The organism is Pseudomonas versuta (assembly GCF_001294575.1).
Classification (GTDB): Bacteria; Pseudomonadota; Gammaproteobacteria; order Pseudomonadales; family Pseudomonadaceae; genus Aquipseudomonas; species Aquipseudomonas versuta.
On record NZ_CP012676.1, the window covers coordinates 3,095,529 to 3,120,086 of the forward strand.

A 24,558-nucleotide genomic window follows, 5' to 3' on the forward strand; every position below is an offset into this window, starting at 1 on the left:
TTATTCTGCCAGCGAGGCTTGAGTGGGAACGGCCGCAACCGTGTTACCGGGCTCAAAGCCACCGCCCAGGGCTTGCATCAGTTGAATCGAAAGGTCGATCTGCTCCGCATTCAGGTCCGCCAACTGGCGCTGGGCCTGGAGCAGTTGTTGCTCAATGCTGAGGACATCGAGGTAGTTGCCCACGCCCGATTCATAGCGCTGCAACCCGGTGTTGTAGGACTCTTGAGCAATATCCGCCGACCGCTGCTGAGCGCTGATCTGCTGCCCCATGGCTTTTAACTGCTCCAGGGTATCGCTGACATCACCCAGTGCCGCCACCAGGGACTTGTTGTATTGCGCCACGGCCAGATCGTAATTGGCGTCCTCGGCATCCAGGCCGGCACGCAGACGACCACCATCAAAGATCGGCAGTGAAACGGCAGGCGCAATATTGAAGAAGCGGCTGGCCGAACCGAACAAGGCATCGCCCAGCAACGACTGAGTACCCGCCACTGCGCTCAAGTTGAGATTGGGATAAAAGCGAGTTTTGGCAGCGGCAATATTTTTGCTGGCTGCCTCAACCCGCCAGCGGGCAGCGACCAGATCGGGACGACGGCCAAGCAAATCGGCGGGCAAGGTGCTCGGCAACGCCACCGCGCCAGGGGTCAGAATTTTCGGCCGGGCAATCTCTATGCCGCGATCCGGCCCCTTGCCCAACAACACCGCCAGCGCAATACGTGCGCTTTTGAGTTGTTTTTCAGCATTGATCACTTGCTCCTGGGAGCTGGCCTCAAGGCTTTCGGTTTGTTGGTATTGATAGTGGCTGTCGATTCCGGCTTGCAGGCGTCGCTTGCTCAAGTCGAGCATTTGGCGAGTACGCGCCAGATCGTCATTGGCCAGATCACGCACGCTGTAGGCATGCCCCAGGTTGCTGTAAGCCCGCGCCACATCAGCAGCCAGAGTCAGACTCGCCGCCTGGCCGTCGACCTCAGCGGCCCGGGCTTGACCCAGAGCGGCCTCCCAGGCATCGCGTTGACCGCCCCACAGATCGAAGGTGTAATTGAATGTCAGATTGACGTCGCGCACCGTGTCATAAACACCGCCCCGACCGCTCGGATCCTGGGAGCGTGACAAGCGTGACCGCGTGACATCAGCCTCGACATCGAGGGTCGGCATGCGCGCGGCATTGGCTGCACCCGCCGCCGCGCTCGCCTGATGAACCCGGGCACTGGCAATCTGCATATCAGGGCTGTCGCGCAACGCTTCCTGAATCAACTCGTCGAGTTGTCCGTCGCCCAGACGTTTCCACCAGTCTTTTTGCGGCCAGGCGGCTGGCGTCACGCTGACTCCGTTGAGCGACTGTGCCGCCTTGAGGTTTTTCGCCTCAAGACTGGCGCCATCGGTGCTCAACCCGCTGTAACTGGCGCAGCCGGCCAAAGCCATGGACACAAATACCAGGCTCAGGCCTGTACGTAGCGTTTTGTTGCTCATTTTTCACCCAAACGCATGACGGTGATCGGGTCACCGGCCGCCAGCAGTATTTTTTTGAGGATCTGTTCCAGGCTTTGCAACTCTTGCGGGCTGATAGCGCTTGCCAACTGGTTCATTGCATCGGCGCCAACCTGCGGCAGCAGGGCCGCCAATGCCTGACCGTCATCGGTGAGTACCAGACGTACCTGGCGGCGGTCAGACTCGGATCGCTGGCGTATCAATAGATTTTTCTGTTCCAGGCGATCAAGCATGCGAGTCATCGAGCCGCTGTCCAGTGACAGGTGACGGCAGAGCTCGGCCGGGGTATCGACGTCGAACTGGGCCATGATGATCAGCACTTTGAACTGCGCCGCCGTGATGCCGAAAGGCTCCATATGACGGTCAATAATGCGGTCTTTGAGCATCGCAGTACGCCCCAGGAGCAAGCCCAGGGTGCAATTTTGAAAAGTATCGGGATGGAAATGCTTCATGAGGAAGCTGCCTAGGCAGTAATGTTTCGAAATATTACTGTCTAGGCAGCTAATGTCAAGTCGATTATTAGGCAGCTATCTATCAGGCTATCCGAATCCACGTAGCAGCTGGCGAATAACGAGGCTGCGTCCGGCGACGAAGTCGCCGTAAAACAGGCCATGTGGCTCTACAGAAAAACCGCACGCTCAGACTTAATGATTACCTCGCCATCGAACGCAGCCTCGTTCCTTCTTCAGCTGCTACAAACTTTATGCCTGGCCTGGCACGCCGCTATGGAAACGGAATTCAACATCCGGCGATTCGATGAGTTCCTGCTCGGCCACCCTCACCCGCTCGATAACCTGAGCAATATCCTTGGCATCGCCGTATTGGTAGGCGAGTTTCAAGTAGCCTTGGAAGTGCCGTGCTTCGCTTTTGAGCAGCCCGAAGTAGAACTTGCCCAGTTCCTCGTCCAGATGCGGCACCAGGGCTTCGAATCGCTCGCAACTGCGCGCTTCAATAAAGGCACCCACCACCAGCGTGTCCACCAGCTTTACCGGTTCGTGATTGCGCACGACCTTGCGCAGCCCAGAGGCATAGCGCCCGGCAGACAACTGACGCAGTTCAATCTTGCGCTTTTTCATCAGGCGCATGACTTGCTCGTGGTGCACCAGCTCTTCACGGGCCAGACGCGACATCATGTTGATCAGATCGACATGGGAGTGGTACTTGGCGATCAGGCTCAATGCGGTGCTGGCGGCCTTGAATTCGCAATTTTTGTGATCGATCAGCAAGGTTTCCTGATCTGCCAGTGCGGCCGCAATCCAGCCGTCAGGGGTCCGACAGCCCAAAAACTCATGAATTTCAGGAAGAATCACGGGCGCGCTCCCGAACATAGGGGGTTGCACAGCAGACCGGCAGTGTTTTGAAAAATTGCTGACATGTGGCTCACAAAGACTGGATTAAGGCGAGGGGCGCCGATTATACGGCCCCTGCTGCGCAGTACCAGCCGCACGACTTGATATGCATCAACACGGCTACGACTGACGAGCAACTATAGTGACTTCAAATCGCCTGAAAACATTTGGAGTTACCGTTCATGCAAACCATACGCAGCCTTTTGGTCGTCATCGAACCCCAATTGATGGAAAGCTTCTCCCTCAAGCGCGCCAAGGAGATCGCCAACAGCACCAAGGCGCACTTGCATCTGTTGATATGCGATAAAGAAAACGACCATACGGCCTTGCTCAGCGTGCTGCAAAACAGCCTGAGCACCGAGGCTTACAGCGTGACCACCAACCAGACCTGGCACGAAAGCCAGCACGCCACCATCATTAGGGAGCAGCAGGCAAAGGGCTGTGCACTGGTGATAAAGCAGCACGTCCCCGACTCCATCCTGAAAAAACTGCTGCTCACGCCGGAAGACTGGAAGTTGCTGCGTGATTGCCCGTGCCCGGTATTGATGGTCAAACACGCCAGAGGCTGGAACGGCGGCGTGGTGCTGGCGGCGGTTGATGTGGGCAACAGCGATGAAGAGCACATGGTCCTGCACAAAACCATTATCGACCAAGGCTTTCGCGTCGCCAGCCTCGCCCATGGCCAGTTGCACGTGGTCAGCGCGCACCCGGCGCCGATGCTGGCCGCGGTCGATGCGGTCTACCCCGTGGACACCCAGTACGAAGCCAGTTACAGAGCTGCCTGCAAAGAGTTTCAGGACGAATACGAAATTGATGACAGTCGCCTGCATATTAATGAAGGGCCAGCAGACATCATTATTCAACAGGTGGCCAGAAAGCTGGATGCGGTAGTAACCGTGATCGGTACCGTAGCCCGCACCGGGCTGCCGGGAGCGCTGATCGGCAATACCGCAGAGGTGGTGATAGACAAGCTTGAATGCGACATTCTGGTGCTCAAGCCTGATGACATCATCCAGCACCTGGAGCAAAAAGCAGCCAAGGCGTGACCCTTATGGCAGCCATGTCACAACTGTAGGAGCCTGGCCGGCGATGGCTGCATCGCTGGCAGGCCAGCCCCTACAAGGATGCTTACTGCCCCATCGCATCCTTGAGAAAGCCCGGGGCTATATAGCGCTCGTAGTGGGCTTCGGACAGCAGGAAGAATTCCCGATCGATGGCGTCGCGCAACTCGGGCAGGCCCCAGTCACGAAACTCCGGCAGCAGCACCATGCCGTACATTTCCAGTTGATTGATCACCCGCGCGCCACGCGCAATCAATTGATACGCCCAGCAATATTCAGATTGATGGGGCACAAAACGGATCTTGCGGGCCACCAGTTGACCACGCAACGCAGCGGGGTCGAACACTTCCACCTTGCCCGTCATCACCTGTACCAAAAGCTGCTCCAGACGCAGCCAGACTGCACGCTTTGCCTGCTCGTCATAGCCATTCCAGTTGATCACTTCGTGATGGAAGCGCTTGCAACCGCGGCACACAAGGTCGCCGTAAACCGTTGAGCAAAGGCCGATACAGGGAGTCTTGATGGTTTGATTGGACATGGCGAAATAGAGCACTGCAGAGCGAAACAGGCGCACATGTTAGCCCTTTGTCTAACGCAGATCACCCCTCAACCTTCAGGGGCTAACTTACCTTTAACAATTTTTTACCGTAGAATCGGCCTGCCTTTTAAGGCGCCAATGTCCGTTAGAAGCTGTTTTCAAAGCGTCACGAGCACAGTTGATCCCGAAGAACGGTGTTGATGTGGGGTGTTTGCACTGCAAATGCCCGCATCAACATTCATTATCCTCCCCGTTCGGAAGGCGTAAAACTTTGAAAACAGCTTCTGTTGGGAATCCTTGAAACTCTGGCTAAGCGGCTCAAAAAGCCCCGCAGCGCATGAGTGCTCGGCATTCCTGGATGAGCGTCCCGGACACCCATTTGGGACCAATGATGAGGGTAATAACTGTGCTTGAAGCCTACCGCAAACATATCGAAGAGCGTGCAGCCCTGGGTATCGTTCCCCAGCCGCTTAACGCCGAACAAACCGCAAGCCTGGTCGAACTGCTGAAAAACCCGCCTGCAGGCGAAGAAGCATTCCTCGTCGACCTGATCACCAACCGTATTCCACCAGGTGTTGACGAAGCTGCCTACGTGAAGGCCGGCTTCCTGTCCGCCATCGCCAAAGGCGAAGCAACCTCCCCTCTGATCGACAAAAAACGCGCTGTTGAACTGCTTGGCACCATGCAAGGCGGCTACAACATCGTGACTCTGGTCGAGATGCTGGACGACGCAGAGCTGGCACCGGTTGCCGCCGCGCAACTCAAGCACACCCTGCTGATGTTCGACGCCTTCCACGACGTCGCTGAAAAAGCCAAAAACGGCAATGTCCACGCTAAAGCCGTGGTGCAATCCTGGGCTGACGGCGAGTGGTTCAAGAACCGTCCTACCCTGGCTGACAAAATCAGCCTGCGCGTGTTCAAGGTCACTGGCGAAACCAACACCGACGACCTGTCGCCGGCACCGGACGCCTGGTCGCGCCCTGACATCCCGCTGCACGCCCTGGCCATGCTGAAAATGGCTCGCGAAGGCATCGTGCCGGACGTTCAAGGCTCCATCGGTCCGATGAAGCAAATTGAAGAAATGCGCAACGCCGGCTTCCCTATCGCTTACGTCGGCGACGTAGTCGGTACCGGTTCTTCGCGTAAATCGGCAACCAACTCCGTACTGTGGTTCTTCGGCGACGACGTCCCTTATGTACCGAACAAGCGTGCCGGCGGTTTCTGCTTCGGCAGCAAAATCGCTCCGATCTTCTACAACACCATGGAAGATGCTGGCGCACTGCCAATCGAATTCGATGTCAGCAACATCAACATGGGCGACGTGATCGACCTGTACCCGCACGCTGGCAAGGTTTGCAAGCACGGTACTGACGAAGTCATCACCACCTTCGAAATGAAGACCCCGGTTCTGCTGGACGAAGTTCGTGCTGGCGGCCGTATCCCGTTGATCATTGGCCGTGGCCTGACCGAGAAGGCCCGTGCCGAACTGGGTCTGGGTCCATCCGACCTGTTCAAAAAGCCCGAAGCGCCTGTTGAAAGCACCAAGGGTTTCACCCTGGCGCAGAAAATGGTCGGCAAGGCATGCGGCGTGACTGGCGTTCGTCCAGGCACTTACTGCGAACCGAAGATGACCACCGTAGGTTCTCAGGACACCACCGGTCCAATGACCCGTGACGAACTGAAAGACCTGGCGTGCCTGGGCTTCTCGGCCGATCTGGTCATGCAGTCGTTCTGCCACACCGCGGCCTATCCAAAGCCGATCGACGTGACCACGCACCACACCCTGCCAGACTTCATCATGACCCGCGGCGGCGTTTCCCTGCGTCCGGGCGACGGCATCATCCACAGCTGGCTGAACCGTATGCTGCTGCCGGATACCGTCGGCACCGGCGGCGACTCCCACACCCGTTTCCCGATGGGCATTTCGTTCCCGGCCGGTTCGGGCCTGGTTGCGTTTGCCGCAGCCACTGGCGTAATGCCACTGGACATGCCGGAATCGATCCTGGTTCGCTTCAAAGGTGAAATGCAGCCGGGTATCACCCTGCGTGACCTGGTGCATGCCATTCCTTACGTCGCTATCCAGAAGGGTCTGCTGACGGTCGAGAAGAAAGGCAAGATCAACGAATTCTCGGGTCGTATCCTGGAAATCGAAGGCCTGGACAACCTGAGCATCGAGCAAGCGTTCGAACTGTCCGACGCCTCGGCAGAACGTTCGGCTGCAGGCTGCACCATCAAGCTGTCCAAAGAGTCCATCACCGAATACCTGAACTCCAACATCACCCTGCTGCGCTGGATGATCGGTGAAGGCTACGGCGACGCTCGTACCCTTGAGCGTCGCGCTCAAGCGATGGAAGCCTGGGTGGCCAACCCTGAGCTGATGGAAGCTGATGCCGACGCCGAATACGCTGAAATCATCGAAATCGATCTGGCTGACATCAAAGAGCCTGTGCTCTGCGCACCAAACGACCCGGATGATGCCCGTCTGTTGTCGAGCGTTGCCGGTGAGAAAATCGACGAAGTGTTCATCGGTTCGTGCATGACCAACATCGGCCACTTCCGCGCTGCGGGCAAGTTGCTGGACAAGGTCAAAGGTCAGCTGCCAACCCGTCTGTGGCTGTCGCCGCCGACCAAGATGGACGCTCACCAACTGACGGAAGAAGGCTACTACGGCATCTTCGGCAAAGCAGGCGCACGCATGGAAATGCCGGGCTGCTCGCTGTGCATGGGTAACCAGGCACGCGTTGAGCCGAACTCCACCGTGGTGTCGACGTCGACCCGTAACTTCCCGAACCGTCTGGGTGACGGCGCGAACGTTTACCTGGCTTCGGCCGAGTTGGCGTCGGTAGCCTCGATCCTGGGCCGTCTGCCTACCGTAGAGGAATACATGGTCTACGCGGCAGAGATCAACACCATGGCGGCGGACGTGTACCGCTATCTGAGCTTTGATCAGATCGCCGAATTCCGTGAAGCGGCAGCCAATGCCAATATCCCGGTTATTCAAGCGTAAGCTGATGCAGTAACGAAAAAGCCCCGGCTCTTGTGAGCCGGGGCTTTTTTATGGGCGGGATAAAAAACTAAAGCAGCGGTGCGACGATTTGCTGCTCCCGCGGCCAGGCATCAAGTACAGCCTTGAACAGGGTCGCCAGCGGTATCGCGAAAAACACCCCCCAAAAACCCCACAACCCGCCAAACAACAGCACCGCGCAAATGATTGCCACCGGGTGCAAACTCACGGCCTCAGAAAACAGCAAGGGCACCAGCACATTGCCATCCAGGGTCTGAATGATCCCGTAGACCGCCATCAGATAGATGAACTGGTCACTCCAGCCCCACTGAAACAGCGCAATCAGCAGCACTGGAACCGTCACCACCACGGCCCCCACATACGGCACCACCACCGAGACGCCAACCAATAGCGCCAGCAGCGCCGCGTAGTTAAGGCCCATGGTGACAAATGCGATGTAGGTCACCCCCCCGCAAATAATGATCTCGATGACTTTGCCGCGAATGTAATTGGCAATCTGGCGGTTCATTTCTTCGGCGACACGGGTAATCAACGCCCGCTCGCGAGGCAAATAGCCACGCACCCAACGACCGATCACTGCCCGGTCTTTAAGGAAGAAGAACACCAGTATCGGCACCAGCACCAGATAAATCATGATGTTGACTAACAGCGGCAAACTGGACAGGGAAAAGGTCAGTGCCAGTTGCCCGAACTTTCCGATTTCACCACGGGCCACTTCAATGGCCTGCAGCACCTGCTCATCGGACACCAGATGCGGATACCGCTCCGGCAACAGCAACAGGAGCGATTGCCACTTGGCCAGCATGCCCGGCAACTCGTTGAACAGCGTGATCAACTGATGCCACAACAGCGGCACCACCACCACGATGAATACCAGCAGCAGCCCCATGAACAGCGCAAACACCAGGCCAACCGCAGCGGCACCCGGCACCCGCAACCGCTCCAGAGCCACCACCAGGCCCTGCATCAGATACGCCAGCACCATCCCCGCCAGTACCGGCGCCAGCATGCCGCCCAAGGTCAGCACGGCGGTAAAGGCCAGAACCAGCAACACCGCCAGCACCACTGCCTCCTCATCAGAGAAATAGCGCTGAACCCAATCACGTAACACTTTGAACATCGATATTCCTCAGAACAAAGCCCGGTATTCAGGCCTTGCGTAACCAGTAGCAATAAATGCCGGCATCATTCTCTTCACGCAGCAGTTCATGGCCTGCCAAACGTGCAAAGGTCCGAAAATCTCGCTGCGAACCGGCGTCCGTGGCGATCACTTTGAGGGTCTGACCACTGACCAGACGATTGAGCTCCAGCTTGGCCTTGAGCAGTGGCAACGGGCAATTCAGGCCGCTGGCATCCACCAGCGCATCATGCGCCAACGCATCAGTCATTACGTGCTCCTCCAGGGTCGGCATTTTGCAGCCGGCTAGAATACCCCAAGCTGAGCCGCTACTGGTCGCCGGACACGCGGGCAGCTACAGTAAGCGCTTTACCGACCAGAGCTTTGTGCATGACTTTTCTGCGCCCGACCCTATTGACGCTCGCTTGCCTGCTCGCATCACCGAGTTTTGCCGACGATTTACCGTCTCTGGGCGACGCCAGTTCGTCCATTGTCTCCCCCCAACAAGAATACCAACTGGGTCGCGCCTGGCTGAGCATGCTGCGCGGGCAAGTGGCACAGCTCAACGATCCACAGCTTAAGGACTACGTCGAAACCAGCGTCTACAAACTGGTCGAAACCAGCCAGGTGCAAGACCGCCGGCTGGAATTCATTCTGATCGACAGCCCGCAGCTCAATGCCTTTGCCGCGCCCGGCGGGATCATCGGAGTCAACGGCGGCCTGTTCCTCAACGCGCAAACCGAAGGTGAATACGCCTCGGTGCTGGCTCACGAACTGGCTCACTTGTCGCAACGCCACTTCGCCCGGGGCGTCGAAGCCCAGCAACGCATGCAGTTGCCGATGATGGCGGCGTTGCTGGCCGGGATCATCGTCGCAGCTTCTGGTGCCGGTGACGCCGGGATTGCCGCCATAGCCGGGACCCAGGCCGCCGCGTTGCAAGAACAGCGACGCTTCTCGCGACAAAATGAACAAGAGGCCGACCGCATCGGCATCCTCAACCTGGAAAAAGCCGGCTACGACCCCCGCTCGATGCCGACCATGTTTGAACGTCTGATGCGCCAGTACCGCTTTGACGCAAGACCGCCAGAGTTTTTGCTGACTCACCCGGTCACCGAATCGCGTATCGCCGACACCCGCAACCGCGCCGAACAGGCAAAAATCGGCGGCACCGAAGACAGTTTGCGCTACCAGTTGATTCGCGCCCGCGTGCAGCTCAACTATGAAGAAACCCCGGGTATTGCCGCCAAACGCTTTCGCCAGCAACTGGATGAAAACCCGAAGAACGATGTGGCGCGTTATGGCCTGGCGATAGCCCAAATCAAGGGCAGCCAGTTCAACGAGGCCCGGGAAAACCTCAAGTTACTGCTGGACAAGGCACCGAACGACATCACCTATAATCTGGCGCAAATTGAACTGGATATAGACAGCAACCGCCTGGCTGATGCCCAGCAGCGGGTCGACAGAATGCGCACCCTGTACCCGGGCAACTACCCGCTCAATCAAGCCAGGGTTGATCTGTTGCTCAAGCAAAACCGCCCGGCCGATGCCGACAAAGCGTTGGAAGCACTGCTCAAGAGCCGCCCGGATGACCCGGATGTCTGGTACTCGGTCGCCGAGACACGGGGGTTGTCGGGCAACATCATTGGCCTGCATCAGGCCCGGGCCGAGTATTTTGCCCTGGTCGGTGATTTCCGCCAGGCCATACAACAGCTGGATTTCGCACAAAAGCTCACCAACAACTTCCAGCTGTCATCGCGACTGGATGCCCGCAAGCGCGAACTGATGGATCAGGAACGCGCGCTCAAAGACATGATGAACTAACCCTGCCCCCCGCCCCTGTAGGAGCGAGCTTGCTCGCGAGCTCTTTCCATGTGCCAACGAGGCGCTCACAAGCAAAAGCTCGCGAGCAAGCTCGCTCCTACGGTTTGTTTATATGTTTATTTGTTATCAGGCATTGCCCGCCAGCTTCAAACGCGCGGCCTGGGTGAAATCCAGCATGCGTTTAAGCGGACGAATTGCCTGAGGCACCAGCGCCGGATCGACAAAGATCTCATTGGTCCCCTGCTGCAGGCACTCAAGGGTGCGCTCCAGCGTGTTCATTGCCATCCACGGACAATGCGCGCAACTGCGGCATGCCGCACCGTTACCCGCGGTTGGCGCTTCAATAAACACCTTGTCCGGGCACAGCTGCTGCATTTTGTAAAAAATGCCGCGATCGGTGGCCACGATGAAAGTTTTATTCGGCAGGATTTGCGCGGCCGCGATCAGTTGGCTGGTAGAACCCACGGCGTCAGCCAGATCAATCACCGACTCCGGCGACTCCGGGTGAACCAGGATCGCCGCATCGGGGTACAGCGCCTTCATGTCTTCGAGTTGCTTGGATTTGAACTCTTCGTGGACGATACAGGCACCGTCCCACAGCAACATGTCGGCGCCGGTCTGGCGCTGGATGTAACGGCCAAGATGCTTGTCGGGACCCCAAATGATGGTCTCGCCGTTGTCCATCAGGCTTTCGACGATTTCCAGCGCGCAGCTGGAAGTCACTACCCAGTCCGCACGTGCCTTTACCGCCGCCGAGGTGTTGGCATACACCACCACGGTGCGCTCGGGATGCTTGTCGCAAAACGCCGAGAACTCCTCGACTGGGCACCCCAGGTCCAGCGAACAGGTCGCCTCCAGCGTGGGCATCAGCACACGCTTTTGCGGGGTCAGGATTTTGGCTGTCTCGCCCATGAAGCGCACGCCAGCAACCAGAATGGTTTTGGCTGGATGTGCCGCGCCAAAGCGGGCCATTTCAAGGGAGTCGGACACACAACCGCCGGTTTCTTCGGCCAGGGCCTGAATCACCGGATCACAATAAAAATGCGCCACCAGCACCGCATCGCGGGCTTTAAGCTCGGCCGCGATCTGCGCCCGCAAGCTCAGGGTTTGAGCCTCGGTCAAAGGCTTGGGCTGCCTTGCATCGAGGTGGGCTTGAACCAGAAGTCGTTCAGAAATTTGCGTCATGTTCGCAAGACCTGCAAGCGCTAGTGCGCGAAAGTCGAGTGTACCACCAGCTCTGGACCGTTCGAGTCCCGCTGGGAGAATGTGTGTTATCAGGCACGGACAAGCAATGAAGCGCGACAAGGCTACAGAATATCCTTGGGATTCAAAAGTTTAATCTGGCGAAGGGACGTGTAAGCGATGCCGCCCGGACTGGCCGGCATCGCTCGGGTTTACTGGATGGCTTGCAGCACCAGGTCAGCCACCGGGCCTCCGGACGCCGGGTTTTGACCGGTAATCAGCCGCCCGTCAGCAATCGCAAAGGGCGCCCAGGGCGTACCTGCCTTTAGATAGTGGGCGCCACGCTTCACCAACTCGCTCTCGGTCAAGTACGGCACAACGTCAGCCAGGCCTACCAGCTTCTCCTCTTCATTAGAGAAACCGGTAAGCTTCTTGCCCTTGATCAGCAACTCACCGTCAGACAGTTTGATATTGAGCAAGCCCGCTGCTCCGTGACAGACCGACGAAACCACCCCGCCCCTTTCATAGATATGGCGGCTCAATGCCTGCAACTGCGGGTTATCAGGAAAGTCCCAGATCACCCCGTGGCCGCCGGTGTAATAAATGGCGACGTAATCATCAGGGTTAACCTCACTCGGCTTGAGCGTCGCCCCCAGGCGATTCATGAACGCCTTGTCGTGATACCACTGCCAGTCAATCTGCGAGGCCATGTCCTTGGCAAGGCTGTGGGGATCAATCGGCGTGTAGCCGCCCTGCGGGCTGACGTAGTCAACGGCATAGCCCGCGGCCTCGACCTTGTGCACAAAATGCACCGCTTCGCCCAGCCACAACCCAGTGGCGCGATCGAGATCGGGGTATTTTTCGACACTGGTCAGCACCACTAATATTTTCTTGCTCATCGTTAACCTCCTGCTGAGTGAGACAACCCATAGGCACTGGAGGGTAGACCATGGTCAACGCTCAGCAGTTCAGTGCCTGCCGTCACCCAGGAGGCGGGCAATCGTCTGGACGAGCATCAAAACGCTCGGATCAATCTGATGGTTTAGCTGACTCGTTCGCTGTAAAACCCGACCTGATATGAAACGGGCTCTACAGCGCAGCCACCCCCGCGGGTCCACCCAAACTTGCAGCGCCGCTCACGAATGTCGCTACCTGGGCATGTGACAGCGCTTTTGCATCTGCCAGCATGAACAGCCACATCGCCAGCCGCGTCACGCAACCAGTCTCCCGTCGTGCGACCGGGTCCAGGTGCGCAAACAGATCTTGCACCAGCACCTCGGCCGACAGGCTCAGAAATTCCGACTTTATCGCCCCGGCAATTTGCCCGGCCAGTTGCGCCGCGTCAGGGGCACTGGCTTCAAGCTCGAGCAATCGCTGGTGGTACGAGGACGTGACGGGTAACGGCATAAAGGCTGTTCCAGGGTGATTGAGGGTTAATAGAATTCTTCTTGAGATTTCACCACGCTCACCGGCTTGCGCTCACCTGTGCCGGCAATCTCGTAAATCGTCATGACATAGTTATCTGCAATGACTGTTTCGATGAGGTAAGCGGTCTTGGGTTTAGGGGTAAAGACTTGAGTGTCGGGCTGCGCCGTTATGGCATAACCGAACATCGAATGCATGGGAATGCCGTTGAGGGTCGCAACCTGTTGCTTGACCTGCGCATTGACCTTGAGCGGTTTATTAGCCTCGACCAACGTGTCGATACTGGACGTACCACCGGCCATTTTTTTCAGGTAGCCGGGTATGCGCTTGAAATAAGCCGTGTCGTACACCCGTTCGCCAGCAGACTGCATGCCATATCGACCTGCGTCGGCAGGCCCGGTGGAGTAGCTGACGGGGTGGTCACCTGCGCCGCCGACCGTGCGCAACGCAAGGCTTGCATGCTGCTCATCTGCGGGCATCGTCACCAGCGGTTCTGGCGTGGATTGAACTGCAGACTGGCGGCTGCCGCAGCCGGTAATTGATATAGCCAGGGTTATTGCGAGGGTCAAAGCGAGAGATGTTTTCATTCGGTCCTTGAATTTTCATGCATCGTGAGGAGCAATGGACTGCAGTTTTTCCGAAAGGTGCCACAACTACGGATCAGTCTGCACCAAGCTGCAGCTCCATTGCCTGAGACATCAGGCCGGAGCCGTCACGCAGGGGTTCCATAGCCCCGACCGGACGAAAGCCACAGGCCTTGTACAGGCCCATCGCTGGAGTGTCCGCGGCCGTTACGCCCAGGCAAACACGGCGTACACCAACGCTCTTTGCCCACTCCAGCGCTTCATGGAGCAATGCACCTCCAGCGCCCTGGCCACGGAAGGCAGGATCTACCCACATCTGAAAAATCTCGGCCACACCGGCTTCCGGCAATTTGCACCAGACCAGCCCGCGCATTCGCTGGTGATCGAGCGCAACAAATATCCGGGCCCGGCCTGAGGAGACTGCACCTGCAAGCCGTGACGACCAGACCTCATCAGCCCTGCCCGCCTCTGACTCATAGGTACTGGCGAAGGCATCGGGAGAGTCTTGCAACGACTGCAGGCGAAGGTCACGGTAACTGCGCCACTCACCGGCCTCGATCGGACGTACTGAAATCATGCTGCGGCTCCTGCCTGTACCCATGTTTATAGGATGTGCCGCAGACTAACTTGGGCATGAACCTGGAACAACCTTGCACTGCACAGGTTTGCAGCGGCGCTTGCCAAGCTGTGGCCGGGTGACTACCTTGATGTCTATGAGCAAGCACCGTAGCGCCTCGACCACCACCACTACCACGACCGCACAAGGCGGGCCGTGAGAGGTGTCGTGAGCTGAAAACAAACGAACTTCAAAGGCCCGCCAGCAATGGACAGGGCCTTTTTTGTGCCTTGGTATCGCTGGCTCACACGCAAGGAGAGCACCATGTATGCACTGCTGATTCTCGATATGCAGGTAGGTCTGGTTCAGGGTCCGGACAAGCCCTGGCAGGCGCAAGCACTCATAAGCACATTGAACAGCTTGATGAGCGATGCCCGACAATCCCACACCCCGATTTTTCTGGCCCGGCACACTGGCCCCGCCGGTTCGCCAATCGAGCCCGGCAGCCCACTGACACAAATCGTTCAGGAGCTGGAGCTGCGGGGTAACGAAGTTATCTTCAACAAAAGCAGACCCAGCGCCTTTTTCATGACTGAACTGGCGCAACAGCTACACGCGCGGGGTTGCACAGGCATAGTCGTAACCGGAATGAAGACTCAATATTGCGTGGACAGCACCTGTCGGGCAGCAAAGGACCTGGGCTTTGATGCCGTGCTGATTGCAGACGGCCATACCTGCTCCGACACACCGCTGCTCACTGCCCGGCAGATAGTGGCACATCACAATGCGACTCTGGCCGAGCCGTTCTGCCGTGTAATCCTGGCAAAGGAATGGAGCTTTCAGGGCACGGGATCTGACTGAGTAGCAGGCACAAAAAAAACGCTGAAACCAAGGACACAGAACATGGAAAGGACCGTAAGAATCGCCAATCAGGCAGATATCGATGTGATATTCGACATCCGCACCAGCGTGAAAGAAAACCACCTGTCCCGTGATCAGTTAACACAAATGGGCATTACCCCAGAAACCATAGGACAGGCTATATCACGGGCGCCTTGCCTCTGGATCGCAGAGGCCGATGGCACCCCGGTGGGGTTTTCCATGGTGGATCTGGAAGACGGATGCGTGTTCGCAGCTTTCGTGCGTGCTGAATTCGAGGGCCACGGCTTCGGCCGTCGCCTGATGGAAAAAGCCGAAGACTGCCTGTTCCGCCATCACCCCACGATCTGGCTCGAAACCGCAGAGGCGAGCCGCGCCAGTGGTTTCTATCGCAAGCTCGGCTGGCTACCGGTGAAGAGACTGGGGCAAGGTGATGTGCGCTTTGAGAAGCAGCGCCACTAAGCCGCATCCTGCTGTTGAAAAGAGTGTCCCGGGGGCTTTCATCGCCCGAGCACTGGTTGATCATGCTTTCGATTCGACTAGAGGTGATCTGCGGTGTTGTCCCTAACGACTCAGTAGAGGCGACGGCGCGACACTCGAACCCCGAATCGCAGGCACAAAAAAGCCGGTAGACCCTAGGGTTCTGACCGGCTGTTTTGGTGTAGCTATATGGTGGGTCGTGTGGGATTCGAACCTACGACCAATTGGTTAAAAGCCAACTGCTCTACCAACTGAGCTAACGACCCGCTTCGTTGTGGGACGTATAATACTGATTTTTAACGAGAATTCAACACCTAGTTAAAAATAAATGCGAAATAATTCAAAAGTAGCGGGTTGGGTCAGTAATTCCGGCCGCTGCAAAGCCTTCTGCACGCAGACGGCAGCTGTCGCATTTACCGCACGCACGGCCCTGGGCGTCTGCCTGGTAGCAAGAAACCGTCAATGAGTAATCAACACCAAGCTTTACACCGGCCTGGACGATTTGTGCTTTGCTCAGGTTTTGCAGCGGGGCCTGGATGCGGAACCCATTCCCCTCTACCCCGGCCTTGGTCGCAAGGTTTGCCATGACTTCGAACGCCTGAACAAATTCAGGACGGCAATCCGGGTAGCCCGAATAGTCCACAGCATTGACGCCGATGAAGATATCCCGCGCTTGCAGCACTTCTGCCCAGCCCAGTGCCAACGACAAGAACACGGTGTTGCGTGCAGGCACGTAGGTGACCGGAATGCCTTCGCCCAGGGTCTCTGGAACGTCAATAGAACTGTCGGTCAGGGCCGAACCGCCAATGCCATCAAGGTTCAAGCCGATGACTTTGTGCTCGATCGCACCCAAGTCGCGAGCTACACGCGCAGCGGCGTCGAGTTCGGAGCGGTGACGCTGGCCATAATCAAAGCTCATGGTGTAGCAGCTATAGCCTTCGGCGCGCGCCATGGCGACTACCGTGGCGGAATCAAGACCGCCAGACAGCAGGATCACGGCCCGTTTTTCGGTGACAACAGTGTGTTCGGTCATTTCAGCGCCCCGGCTCGTCATTCCAAAGATATTTGTGCAGTTGCATTTGCAAGCGTACTGGCAGGTTATCCGCCACGATCCAGTCAGCCAGATCGCTGGCCTTCAGGTCATGGTGACTCGGCGAGAACAATACTTCGCCAGCCCGGCGCTCCAAACCGTACTCAATCAGCTTGGAAACCGCCCAGTCGTAGTCTTCCCGCGAACAGATCACAAACTTGACCTGGTCATTGGGTGTCAACAGCGCGATGTTCTCGTAGAGATTGCGGTGAGACTCTTTGGAGCCCGGCGTCTTCAGATCAAGCACCCGGCTTACACGAGGGTCAACAGCCGAGATATCCAGCGCCCCGCTGGTCTCGATCGAGACCTCGTAACCCGCGTCACACAGTTGCTTGAGCAGAGGGATGGCATTGGGCTGCGCCAGAGGCTCACCACCTGTTACACACACGTAGCGCGGACGAAATCCGGCCACTTGCTCAAGGATACTGTCGAGGGTGCGTACGGTGCCGCCACTGAAGGCGTAGGCACTGTCGCAATACTGGCAGCGCAAAGGGCAGCCAGTCAGACGTACAAAAACGGTGGGCAGGCCAGCCGTTCGCGTTTCACCCTGTAAAGAGTAAAAAACTTCGGTAATTCTCAATGTGTCTTGCATATCCGCCACGGGCGTAACAGCTAAACAGGCTGTCCGCCTCCGTCAGGCACTCCAAAGAATCTGCCTACGCAGGACTCAGAGGAGCGTATTTCATAAAAGGGCGTGGATTCTAACGAAAAAACCCGCGACAGGCGCGGGTTTCTCGATGAAAACATGGTCTTGCTTACATGCGCTGCAGATCACGCTGCGCCAGCTGTGCCGCTGAAGTACCAGGGTACTGGGCGATCACTTGCTGCAGAATGCCTTTTACCTTGTCGGTATGACCCAGGCGGCGCTCTACATCAGCGAGCTTATAGAGTGAATCCGGCACTTTGGCATGCTTGGGATACAGCTGACTGACCTTGGCAAAGGCTTGGCCTGCGGCCTGCAAATCGCCTTTGGCCAGGTTCACCTCACCCAGCCAGTACTGGGCATTGCCCGCGTACTGGCTGTTGGGGTATTTGCGCAGAAAGGCGGTAAACGCCTGACTGGCCTTGTCGAAGTCCTTGGCCTTGATCAAGTCGAAAGCAGCATCGTAGTAGAGCTTTTCTTTCGCCGGATCGCCAGGCTCCGAACTGGCAGCGACCTGAGGTGCAGGCGCTGCAGTATTACTGGCGGCATTAGCACCACCAGCAGAAGAATTATCAGGAGCGGCAGCAGGAGCAACGCCGGTTCCTATACGCCGATCAAGTTCCTGGTATCGCTCCAGGCTTTCTTGCTTCATGCGTGAGACATCATTTTGCAGAACTTCGATCACACCTTGTTGGCGTGCAATCTGCTCCTGCATTTGTTGCAACTGGTTGAACAGCTCGCCCTGTGCCGAGATAGGGGCCGAAACCCCTCCCCCGGCATAGGCGCCGCTCGCACCGTAACCCGTAGCCGGATTACTCCCCCCGCTATTGTTATAGCCAGAGTTGTCATCGACCACAGGAACCGCAGCCCATGCCGCTAGCGGCATGAGGCTGAGAGTCAGAATAGTTACAGCACGGCGGCACGTTCGCATGACGAATTACTTACGCAGTTCGACGCGACGGTTTTGAGCCCACGACTGTTCGTCGTTGCCAGTAGCGATTGGACGCTCTTTACCGTAGGACACCAGCTCCAGCTGTGCTGGAGAAACACCTTGCAGTACCAGGTAGCGTTGAACGGCTTTCGCACGACGCTCGCCCAGTGCCATGTTGTACTCACGAGTACCACGGGCGTCAGTGTTACCTTCCAGAACAACGCGAGCGCCGTTAGCTTTCAGGTCTTTAGCGTGTACGTCCAGAGCGCGCATTGCTTCTGGTTTCAGGTCCGAACTGTCGTATTCGAAGTAGAAAACAGTGATCGCGCGCAGAGCAGCTTCTTCACTCAGGGAGCCATCAACAGCGCCTGTGTTTGCGCCGTAACCAGCGTTTGGATCAACAGCAGCGCCTTCACCGGCATTGTCGCCGCCTTTGGACGAGCAACCTACAGCTACAGCCATGGCCAGTGCCAGCGCAGCGAATTTACCAAACTTCAGCATTTCCATCGTAAAACTCCTAATGAACCCCAAGTGTTATATGCAACGTAAAGCTATCACCACGTCAGTTCAGGTAAGGGGACCAGGAAGGTTCTCTGACTTCGCCTTGAGCGGTAGGAAGAGGGAGCCTTACGCGTCCGTTAATGGACACGAGCATCAAGACTCCCCGGCCCTGCTGGCGGGTGGCGTAGATTACCATGGTGCCGTTGGGTGCAACAGTAGCTGACTCATCAAGGTTGGTATCTGTGAGGATTTTCACGGTTCCACGCTGCAAATCTTGCGCTGCAACACGGAAATTAGTGAAACCGTCCTGACGATGGATCATTACCAGGGTCTTTTCGTCAGCCGAAAGCTTCGGACTGGCGTTGTAGTTCCCGATAAAAGTTACGCGCTCTGCATTACCGCTACCAACTGTGGTCTTGTAGATTTGCGGTTTACCGCCCCGGTCAGAGGTGAAATAGATGGTATTGCCATCTTTACCCCAGAACGGTTCGGTATCAATTGCCGGATTGTTCGTCACGCGAGTCAGCTGACGCGAAGCCAGTTCCATCACGTAGATCTCGGCATTACCGTCTTTGGACAATACAAACGCCAGCTTGGAACCATCCGGCGACCAGGCAGGCGCACCGTTCAGGCCTTCAAAGTTGGTGATCTGCTCACGACGGCCAGTATCAATGTTCTGCATGAAGATACGCGGACGCTTCTGCTCGAACGATACATAAGCGATACGCTTGCCGTCCGGAGCAAAACGCGGCGACAGAATAGGCTCGCGCGACTGCAGCAGGGTAACGGCACGGGCACCATCGTAGTCCGAACGCTGCAAGGTGTAGCGGGTGTTGGTCGCACTGGCACGTTCAGCCGTTACATAAAGCAGACGTGTAGAGAATGCACCTTTAATACCGGTCAGTTTTTCAAATGACTGGTCAGAGATGTAATGCGCCATGTCCCGCAGCTGATCAGTGGTACCCGACACGCTGCCGGTCAACACTGGCTGCTCGGTCGCCACGTTGAACAAGGCATATTGAACCTGCAGGCGACCGCCCGCCGGGATAATATTACCAACCATGACGTACTGGGCGCCCAGGGCTTTCCAGTCACGGAAAATGACTTCGCTGGCCTGGGTCGGCAAGCCAATCATGTTCTGCTTTGGAATCGGCGCGTAATAACCCGAATTGCGCAGGTCATTGCCAATGATTTCAGCCATGTCGTCGGGCAGGACGGTACCGCCCTGCCAGCCGAAAGGAACAACTGCAATTGGCGTTGCCCGGTCGCTACCACTGGTAACCAGAATGTTCTTTTCATCTGCTACCGCCATCCCTGCCACGCAGCAGACGATGACTAGCAGTCCTCGAAAAAATTTAATCACAAGGCTAGATCCTCAGGTGTGAATGTCATCTTGAATGATCGGTAAGGATTAAAATCGCTGGGCTTCATGCCCTGCATTTCCGTTAAACGGCCAATATTCTTGACCGCTGCCACAGCCGAGCTATCAAACGGGCCATCACCACTGGACTTGGCAACCGTCACCGACGTTACCGTGCCATCTGGCAACATGCCAATTTGCAGTACCACTGTCATATTCTTGCGGGCCGAAGGTGGACGAGCCCAGCCTTCTGCTGCTCGAGCACGAATCAAGTCATCGAAACTGCCGGCGACCTCATCGCCCTGCTCATCAGCCAGGGCTTGCTGGCGTTGTGGCGTATCGGAAAGCAAATCAGCCAGTGCTTGCGCCTTTTTGTCTTCGGTCGATTTACGCGCTGCTTCTACGGCCTTTTTCTTGGCAGCATCGGCAGCCGCCTTTTTCTTCGCATCTTCGGCGGTTTTCTTCTTCGCCTCGTCTGCTACGGCCTTTTTCTTGGCATCTTCAGCAGCTTTCTTCTTCGCATCTTCGGCCGCTTTTTTCTTCGCGTCTTCAGCGGCCTGTTTCTTGGCCTCTTCTTGCGCAGCCTTCTTGGCCTCTTCCTCAGATTTCTTCTTGGCTATATCCGCCAGTTTCTTCTCTTCGGCTTTTTTGGTTTCTGTAGCCTTTTTGGCATCGTCGGCTTTCTTGGCGTCATCAGCCTTCTTCGCCTCGTCTGCCTTTTTGGCTTCGCTCGCCTTGGCTTCATCAGCCTTCTTGGCGTCAGCCGCTTTTTCGGCAGCCTCTTCTTTCTTTTGTTCCGCGGCTTTTACAGCCTCTTGCTCAACCTTCTTTTGTTCCATCTGTTCGACTTCGGTCTGGCGTGCGGCGGATTTCTTCGCCTCACCCGCAATCTTTTGATTGGTCTGGGTGGTCGCCTGACTTTTGGACTTCAGTTGATACAAGGTTGCCTGAACAATCGGCTTGGACGGCGGCAGCTCCGGAGTCATGGCAAAGCTGGCGAACAGCATGCCAAAAATCAGGATGTGCAGCCCTACCGCCCAGACTGTAGGCCAAAAATAGTTTTCAGAGGCGGACGGCTCCCGCTGTTCGCGCATCAGGGAGCCTCGGTTATCAGGCCAACGTTACCGACCCCGGCCTTCTGCAGGCCACCCATGGCGCCCATTACCGCGCCGTAATCCACAGTCTTGTCACCGCGAATAAAGACTTGGGTATGCTTGCCGCCTTCATTGCCTGCGCGAATGATTTTAGTCACTGCGTCAGTCATCTGAGGCAAGGTCATGGCCTTGTCCATCTGCTTTTCGGTGTCGACTTCACTGCCAAGGTTCCAGAAGTAGGTCTTGTCAGCCTTGATCGAAATGGTCAGAACCTGGGTGTTGTTGTCCTGCGGCAAAGCCTCGCTGGAGACCTTGGGCAAATCAACCTTCACACCCTGGTTGAGCATCGGTGCGGTCACCATGAAGATGACCAGCAGTACCAGCATCACGTCGATGTATGGCACCACGTTCATCTCGGCAACCGGCTTGCGCTTTTTGCGCGCTCGAGCGATTAAAGCCATTGGAAATTACCTGCTTATTCTTCGCTGGTGTGCACTTTGCGGTGCAGGATCGCCTGGAATTCATCGGCGAAGGTGTAGTAGCGGCTAATCAAGGTTTCGCTACGTGCAGCAAAACGGTTGTAAGCGATAACTGCCGGGATTGCCGCGAACAGACCAATCGCAGTGGCAACCAGTGCCTCGGCAATGCCTGGCGCAACAGTCGCCAGCGTCGCTTGCTGGGCGGTGGCCAGCCCCCGGAAAGAGTTCATGATGCCCCAGACCGTACCAAACAAACCGATGTACGGGCTGACAGAACCTACGGTTGCCAGGAACGGCAGGCTTTGCTCCAGCTTCTCTTCTTCACGCGAGATCGCTACACGCATGGCACGTGCAACACCTTCCATAACCGCTTCCGGATCCACACCCGGCTGCTGACGCAGACGAGAGAACTCTTTGAAGCCGGCACGGAAAATCTGCTCAACGCCGGAATCCGGATCCGGGTTGCTACCCGCCTGACGATATAGCTTCGACAAGTCGATACCCGACCAGAAACGCTCTTCAAAGCTTTCCAGGGCACGTCGACCGGCGCGCAGCATGGTGCTGCGCTGAAAAATCATGACCCATGAGGTAACCGATGCGGCCAGCAGGATCAACATTACCAACTGCACAACAATGCTGGCATTGCTGACCAAGCTCCACATGGAGGAATGGTCGACGACGTTAGCTTCCACGCTTTATCTCCTGCTCTAAATGTTTACCCGCGCCGCTCACGTCGGCAAAGGCCGCACGTAGAGCTTCGGGAATGGCCCGGGGTTTAAAACTATCGGCGCGCACACAGGCCACCAAAAACTGCCCCTCACAGAGCAGCGTTGCATCTGACGCCCGCCAGACCTGCTGCTTGAAACGCAGACTGACACGGTTGAGCTCTATCACTTGCGCACTTACCAACAGTTCATCGTCCAGTCGCGCCGGTGCGTGGTAACGCGCCTGGCTGGAATGCACGACAAATAACAGGTTCTCGCCTGCCAGCTCGGATTGGGCAAAACCCAACTCCCGCAGCCTTTCGGTTCGAGCCCGCTCCATAAACTTTAGATAATTTACGTAATACACGACGCCACCCGCATCGGTGTCTTCGTAATAAACGCGACAGCGATGTGCGAACGGCTCCAGCCTGTTTTGCGCGCGCATACTCTAGTGCTTACTCCTCAGGTTGCCAATCCGCCAAACGACTGTTTTTTCATTCTTCATGGACTTTAAGACCCAGGATTTTCAGCGCCAGCCCTTGAGACAGCAAAAACGCCGAAAAAATCGACTGCCAACTGCTTATTAATCATCTAAAGCATTCAAAAACTCGTCTGCGACCGGCATCTCGCCCAGGCGCGACGGAATATTCAAACCGAAGTGCAAATATGCGTGACGGGTCACAACTCGACCACGTGGCGTTCGCATGATATAGCCCTGCTGGATCAGATACGGCTCCAGCACGTCCTCGATCGTATGACGCTCTTCACTGATTGCTGCAGCCAGGCTGTCGACGCCAACCGGTCCGCCATCGAACTTCTCGATCATGGTCAAAAGCAAACGCCGATCCTGATGATCGAAACCATGCTCATCGACATCCAGAAGATTCAACGCCAGGTCGGCCACCGGCTTGGTGATATGCCCTTTGGCCCGCACCTCGGCGAAATCGCGCACACGACGCAACAAACGATTGGCGATCCGCGGTGTGCCACGTGCACGCCGGGCAATTTCGTAAGCCCCTTCCGGGTCGAGGGGCAGGCCGAATATCTTGGCCGAACGACTGACAATCGTCGCTAGGTCATCCGTGCTGTAAAACTCCAGCCGCTGAACGATCCCGAACCTGTCACGCAGAGGGTTGGTCAGCATCCCCGCACGGGTTGTGGCGCCTACCAGAGTGAACGGCGGCAGGTCGAGCTTGATCGACCGCGCGGCAGGCCCTTCGCCAATCATGATGTCGAGCTGGAAATCCTCCATTGCCGGGTACAACACTTCCTCGACGATGGGTGACAAGCGATGGATCTCATCGATGAACAGTACATCGTGCGGCTCAAGGTTGGTCAGCAGCGCTGCCAAATCCCCCGGACGCTCCAGTACCGGGCCCGAGGTGCTTTTGATCGACACCCCCATTTCCTGGGCAATGATATTGGCCAGCGTAGTCTTGCCCAGCCCGGGCGGACCAAAAATCAGGGTGTGATCCAGCGATTCAGAGCGTCCGCGGGCAGCCTGGATAAACAGTTCCATTTGTTCACGCACCGTCGGCTGACCAATATAGTCGGCCAGGCTCAAAGGACGGATCGCGCGATCCTGCACCTCTTCGCGGTCTCGCCCGCCTGAGGCGGTTATCAAACGATCAGCTTCAATCACTTAAATCATTCCCTTAAGGGCACGACGAATCATATCTTCACTGCTCAACGTTTTGTCCTTGATCGCGGATACCGCCTTGCTTGCCTCCTGAGGTTTATACCCCAGAGAGATCAAGGCGCTGACCGCATCGCTTTCTGCACTGGCCACTTGCAATGGTGCATCAGGCTGATTGGGCACCAACGCAAACATGCTCGGCACTTGCTCCCAGGCCTTGAAACGATCCTTGAGCTCAACCAATAGCCGCTCGGCGGTTTTCTTGCCCACGCCAGGTACCTTGGTCAAAGCAGATGTGTCCTGTGCCTGCACGCAGCGCACCAGTTCGTCGACCTCCAGACTGGACATCAAGGCCAAAGCCAGTTTGGGACCGACACCGTTGAGCCGGATCAGCTCACGAAAGAAATCACGCTCGCGCTTGCCAATGAAACCATAGAGCAACTGAGCATCTTCGCGAACCACCAAATGGGTATGCAAGGTCAGCGGCTCGCCTATGGAGGGCAGCCGATACAGCGTAGTCATCGGCACTTCGAGCTCATAGCCCAGGCCATTTACATCAAGTATCAGGTGCGGCGGCTGTTTTTCAGCCAGAGTGCCGCGCAAGCGTCCAATCAC

General features: G+C 56.8%; 27 protein-coding genes and 1 tRNA gene. 5 read left to right on the top strand and 23 right to left on the bottom strand.

Annotated elements, in window-relative coordinates:
- From AOC04_RS13795 to AOC04_RS13805, 3 genes are all read right to left on the bottom strand, one after another.
- Complete coding sequence (locus tag AOC04_RS13795) at positions 1-1,470, bottom strand: efflux transporter outer membrane subunit (RefSeq protein WP_060694255.1); 1,470 nt, start codon at positions 1,468-1,470, stop codon at positions 1-3.
- Positions 1,467-1,940 (bottom strand): MarR family winged helix-turn-helix transcriptional regulator, encoded by a 474-nt coding sequence (locus tag AOC04_RS13800; protein ID WP_060694257.1) that lies wholly within the window; start codon positions 1,938-1,940, stop codon positions 1,467-1,469. Before AOC04_RS13800 ends, AOC04_RS13795 begins: the two co-directional genes overlap by 4 nt.
- Positions 1,941-2,189: 249 nt before the next feature.
- Entirely contained in the window at positions 2,190-2,798 is a 609-nt protein-coding gene (locus AOC04_RS13805; RefSeq protein ID WP_060694259.1) for a MiaE family protein, read from the bottom strand.
- A 221-nt stretch (positions 2,799-3,019) separates the two neighbouring features.
- On the opposite strand from AOC04_RS13805, the gene AOC04_RS13810 reads away from it, so the two are divergent.
- On the top strand, positions 3,020-3,883 hold the full coding sequence (locus AOC04_RS13810; RefSeq protein ID WP_060694260.1) for a universal stress protein: 864 nt from the start codon (positions 3,020-3,022) through the stop codon (positions 3,881-3,883).
- A gap of 82 nt (positions 3,884-3,965) precedes the next feature.
- On the opposite strand, the gene AOC04_RS13815 is transcribed toward AOC04_RS13810, so the two are convergent.
- Positions 3,966-4,436 (bottom strand): DUF1289 domain-containing protein, encoded by a 471-nt coding sequence (locus tag AOC04_RS13815; protein WP_060696959.1) that lies wholly within the window; start codon positions 4,434-4,436, stop codon positions 3,966-3,968.
- Between the two features lie 406 nt (positions 4,437-4,842).
- Between AOC04_RS13815 and acnB the strand changes: the two genes are divergently transcribed.
- Positions 4,843-7,443 carry a bifunctional aconitate hydratase 2/2-methylisocitrate dehydratase gene (gene acnB, locus AOC04_RS13820; RefSeq protein ID WP_060694262.1) on the top strand — a complete coding sequence of 867 codons (2,601 nt, stop codon included), beginning with the start codon at positions 4,843-4,845 and terminating at the stop codon, positions 7,441-7,443.
- 67 nt (positions 7,444-7,510) lie between these two features.
- On the opposite strand, the gene AOC04_RS13825 is transcribed toward acnB, so the two are convergent.
- Together AOC04_RS13825 and AOC04_RS13830 are read right to left on the bottom strand one after the other, a co-directional pair.
- Positions 7,511-8,581: an AI-2E family transporter gene (locus tag AOC04_RS13825; protein ID WP_060694264.1), complete on the bottom strand. Its 1,071-nt coding sequence runs from the start codon at positions 8,579-8,581 to the stop codon at positions 7,511-7,513.
- A 28-nt stretch (positions 8,582-8,609) separates the two neighbouring features.
- Entirely contained in the window at positions 8,610-8,849 is a 240-nt protein-coding gene (locus AOC04_RS13830) for a sulfurtransferase TusA family protein (protein ID WP_060694266.1), read from the bottom strand.
- A 119-nt stretch (positions 8,850-8,968) separates the two neighbouring features.
- On the opposite strand from AOC04_RS13830, the gene AOC04_RS13835 reads away from it, so the two are divergent.
- The gene (locus AOC04_RS13835; protein ID WP_060694268.1) at positions 8,969-10,399 is read left to right on the top strand and encodes a M48 family metalloprotease; all 1,431 of its coding nucleotides are present in this window, start codon (positions 8,969-8,971) and stop codon (positions 10,397-10,399) included.
- Between the two features lie 126 nt (positions 10,400-10,525).
- On the opposite strand, the gene nadA is transcribed toward AOC04_RS13835, so the two are convergent.
- From nadA to AOC04_RS13860, 5 genes are all read right to left on the bottom strand, one after another.
- A complete protein-coding gene (gene nadA, locus AOC04_RS13840) occupies positions 10,526-11,584 on the bottom strand; it encodes a quinolinate synthase NadA (protein WP_060694270.1) in 1,059 nt (352 codons plus the stop codon).
- A 209-nt stretch (positions 11,585-11,793) separates the two neighbouring features.
- A complete protein-coding gene (locus tag AOC04_RS13845; protein ID WP_060694272.1) occupies positions 11,794-12,480 on the bottom strand; it encodes a type 1 glutamine amidotransferase domain-containing protein in 687 nt (228 codons plus the stop codon).
- 190 nt (positions 12,481-12,670) lie between these two features.
- Positions 12,671-12,988, bottom strand: coding sequence for a hypothetical protein (locus AOC04_RS13850; RefSeq protein ID WP_060694274.1), 318 nt, complete (start codon positions 12,986-12,988; stop codon positions 12,671-12,673).
- A gap of 26 nt (positions 12,989-13,014) precedes the next feature.
- A complete protein-coding gene (locus tag AOC04_RS13855) occupies positions 13,015-13,593 on the bottom strand; it encodes a hypothetical protein (protein WP_060694276.1) in 579 nt (192 codons plus the stop codon).
- A gap of 73 nt (positions 13,594-13,666) precedes the next feature.
- On the bottom strand, positions 13,667-14,167 hold the full coding sequence (locus AOC04_RS13860) for a GNAT family N-acetyltransferase (protein ID WP_060694278.1): 501 nt from the start codon (positions 14,165-14,167) through the stop codon (positions 13,667-13,669).
- 303 nt (positions 14,168-14,470) lie between these two features.
- On the opposite strand from AOC04_RS13860, the gene AOC04_RS13865 reads away from it, so the two are divergent.
- The gene (locus tag AOC04_RS13865; RefSeq protein WP_060694279.1) at positions 14,471-15,007 is read left to right on the top strand and encodes a cysteine hydrolase family protein; all 537 of its coding nucleotides are present in this window, start codon (positions 14,471-14,473) and stop codon (positions 15,005-15,007) included.
- Positions 15,008-15,049: 42 nt separating this feature from the next.
- Positions 15,050-15,487 carry a GNAT family N-acetyltransferase gene (locus tag AOC04_RS13870; RefSeq protein ID WP_060694281.1) on the top strand — a complete coding sequence of 146 codons (438 nt, stop codon included), beginning with the start codon at positions 15,050-15,052 and terminating at the stop codon, positions 15,485-15,487.
- Between the two features lie 208 nt (positions 15,488-15,695).
- On the opposite strand, the gene AOC04_RS13875 is transcribed toward AOC04_RS13870, so the two are convergent.
- The 12 genes from AOC04_RS13875 to ruvA all read right to left on the bottom strand — a co-directional run bounded on the left by AOC04_RS13875 (position 15,696) and on the right by ruvA (position 24,558).
- Positions 15,696-15,771: transfer RNA gene (locus tag AOC04_RS13875), tRNA-Lys, on the bottom strand.
- A 74-nt stretch (positions 15,772-15,845) separates the two neighbouring features.
- Positions 15,846-16,538, bottom strand: a complete 693-nt coding sequence (gene queC, locus AOC04_RS13880) for a 7-cyano-7-deazaguanine synthase QueC (RefSeq protein WP_060694283.1) — start codon at positions 16,536-16,538, stop codon at positions 15,846-15,848.
- A gap of 1 nt (position 16,539) precedes the next feature.
- Complete coding sequence (queE, locus tag AOC04_RS13885; protein WP_060694285.1) at positions 16,540-17,187, bottom strand: 7-carboxy-7-deazaguanine synthase QueE; 648 nt, start codon at positions 17,185-17,187, stop codon at positions 16,540-16,542.
- A 163-nt stretch (positions 17,188-17,350) separates the two neighbouring features.
- A complete protein-coding gene (gene ybgF / locus AOC04_RS13890) occupies positions 17,351-18,169 on the bottom strand; it encodes a tol-pal system protein YbgF (RefSeq protein WP_060694287.1) in 819 nt (272 codons plus the stop codon).
- A gap of 6 nt (positions 18,170-18,175) precedes the next feature.
- Positions 18,176-18,676: a peptidoglycan-associated lipoprotein Pal gene (gene pal / locus AOC04_RS13895; RefSeq protein WP_003441254.1), complete on the bottom strand. Its 501-nt coding sequence runs from the start codon at positions 18,674-18,676 to the stop codon at positions 18,176-18,178.
- Between the two features lie 55 nt (positions 18,677-18,731).
- Entirely contained in the window at positions 18,732-19,982 is a 1,251-nt protein-coding gene (tolB, locus tag AOC04_RS13900; RefSeq protein ID WP_060694289.1) for a Tol-Pal system beta propeller repeat protein TolB, read from the bottom strand.
- Positions 19,983-20,029: 47 nt separating this feature from the next.
- Positions 20,030-21,124 carry a cell envelope integrity protein TolA gene (tolA, locus tag AOC04_RS13905; protein WP_003441249.1) on the bottom strand — a complete coding sequence of 365 codons (1,095 nt, stop codon included), beginning with the start codon at positions 21,122-21,124 and terminating at the stop codon, positions 20,030-20,032.
- Entirely contained in the window at positions 21,124-21,576 is a 453-nt protein-coding gene (gene tolR, locus AOC04_RS13910) for a protein TolR (RefSeq protein ID WP_162207799.1), read from the bottom strand. The genes tolA and tolR overlap by 1 nt, the downstream gene beginning before the upstream one ends.
- Positions 21,577-21,599: 23 nt before the next feature.
- Complete coding sequence (gene tolQ, locus AOC04_RS13915) at positions 21,600-22,295, bottom strand: protein TolQ (RefSeq protein WP_060694291.1); 696 nt, start codon at positions 22,293-22,295, stop codon at positions 21,600-21,602.
- Positions 22,285-22,752 carry a tol-pal system-associated acyl-CoA thioesterase gene (ybgC, locus tag AOC04_RS13920; protein ID WP_060694293.1) on the bottom strand — a complete coding sequence of 156 codons (468 nt, stop codon included), beginning with the start codon at positions 22,750-22,752 and terminating at the stop codon, positions 22,285-22,287. Before ybgC ends, tolQ begins: the two co-directional genes overlap by 11 nt.
- A gap of 138 nt (positions 22,753-22,890) precedes the next feature.
- On the bottom strand, positions 22,891-23,949 hold the full coding sequence (gene ruvB, locus AOC04_RS13925; protein WP_060694297.1) for a Holliday junction branch migration DNA helicase RuvB: 1,059 nt from the start codon (positions 23,947-23,949) through the stop codon (positions 22,891-22,893).
- A complete protein-coding gene (gene ruvA / locus AOC04_RS13930; protein WP_060694300.1) occupies positions 23,950-24,558 on the bottom strand; it encodes a Holliday junction branch migration protein RuvA in 609 nt (202 codons plus the stop codon). It abuts the gene before it with no gap.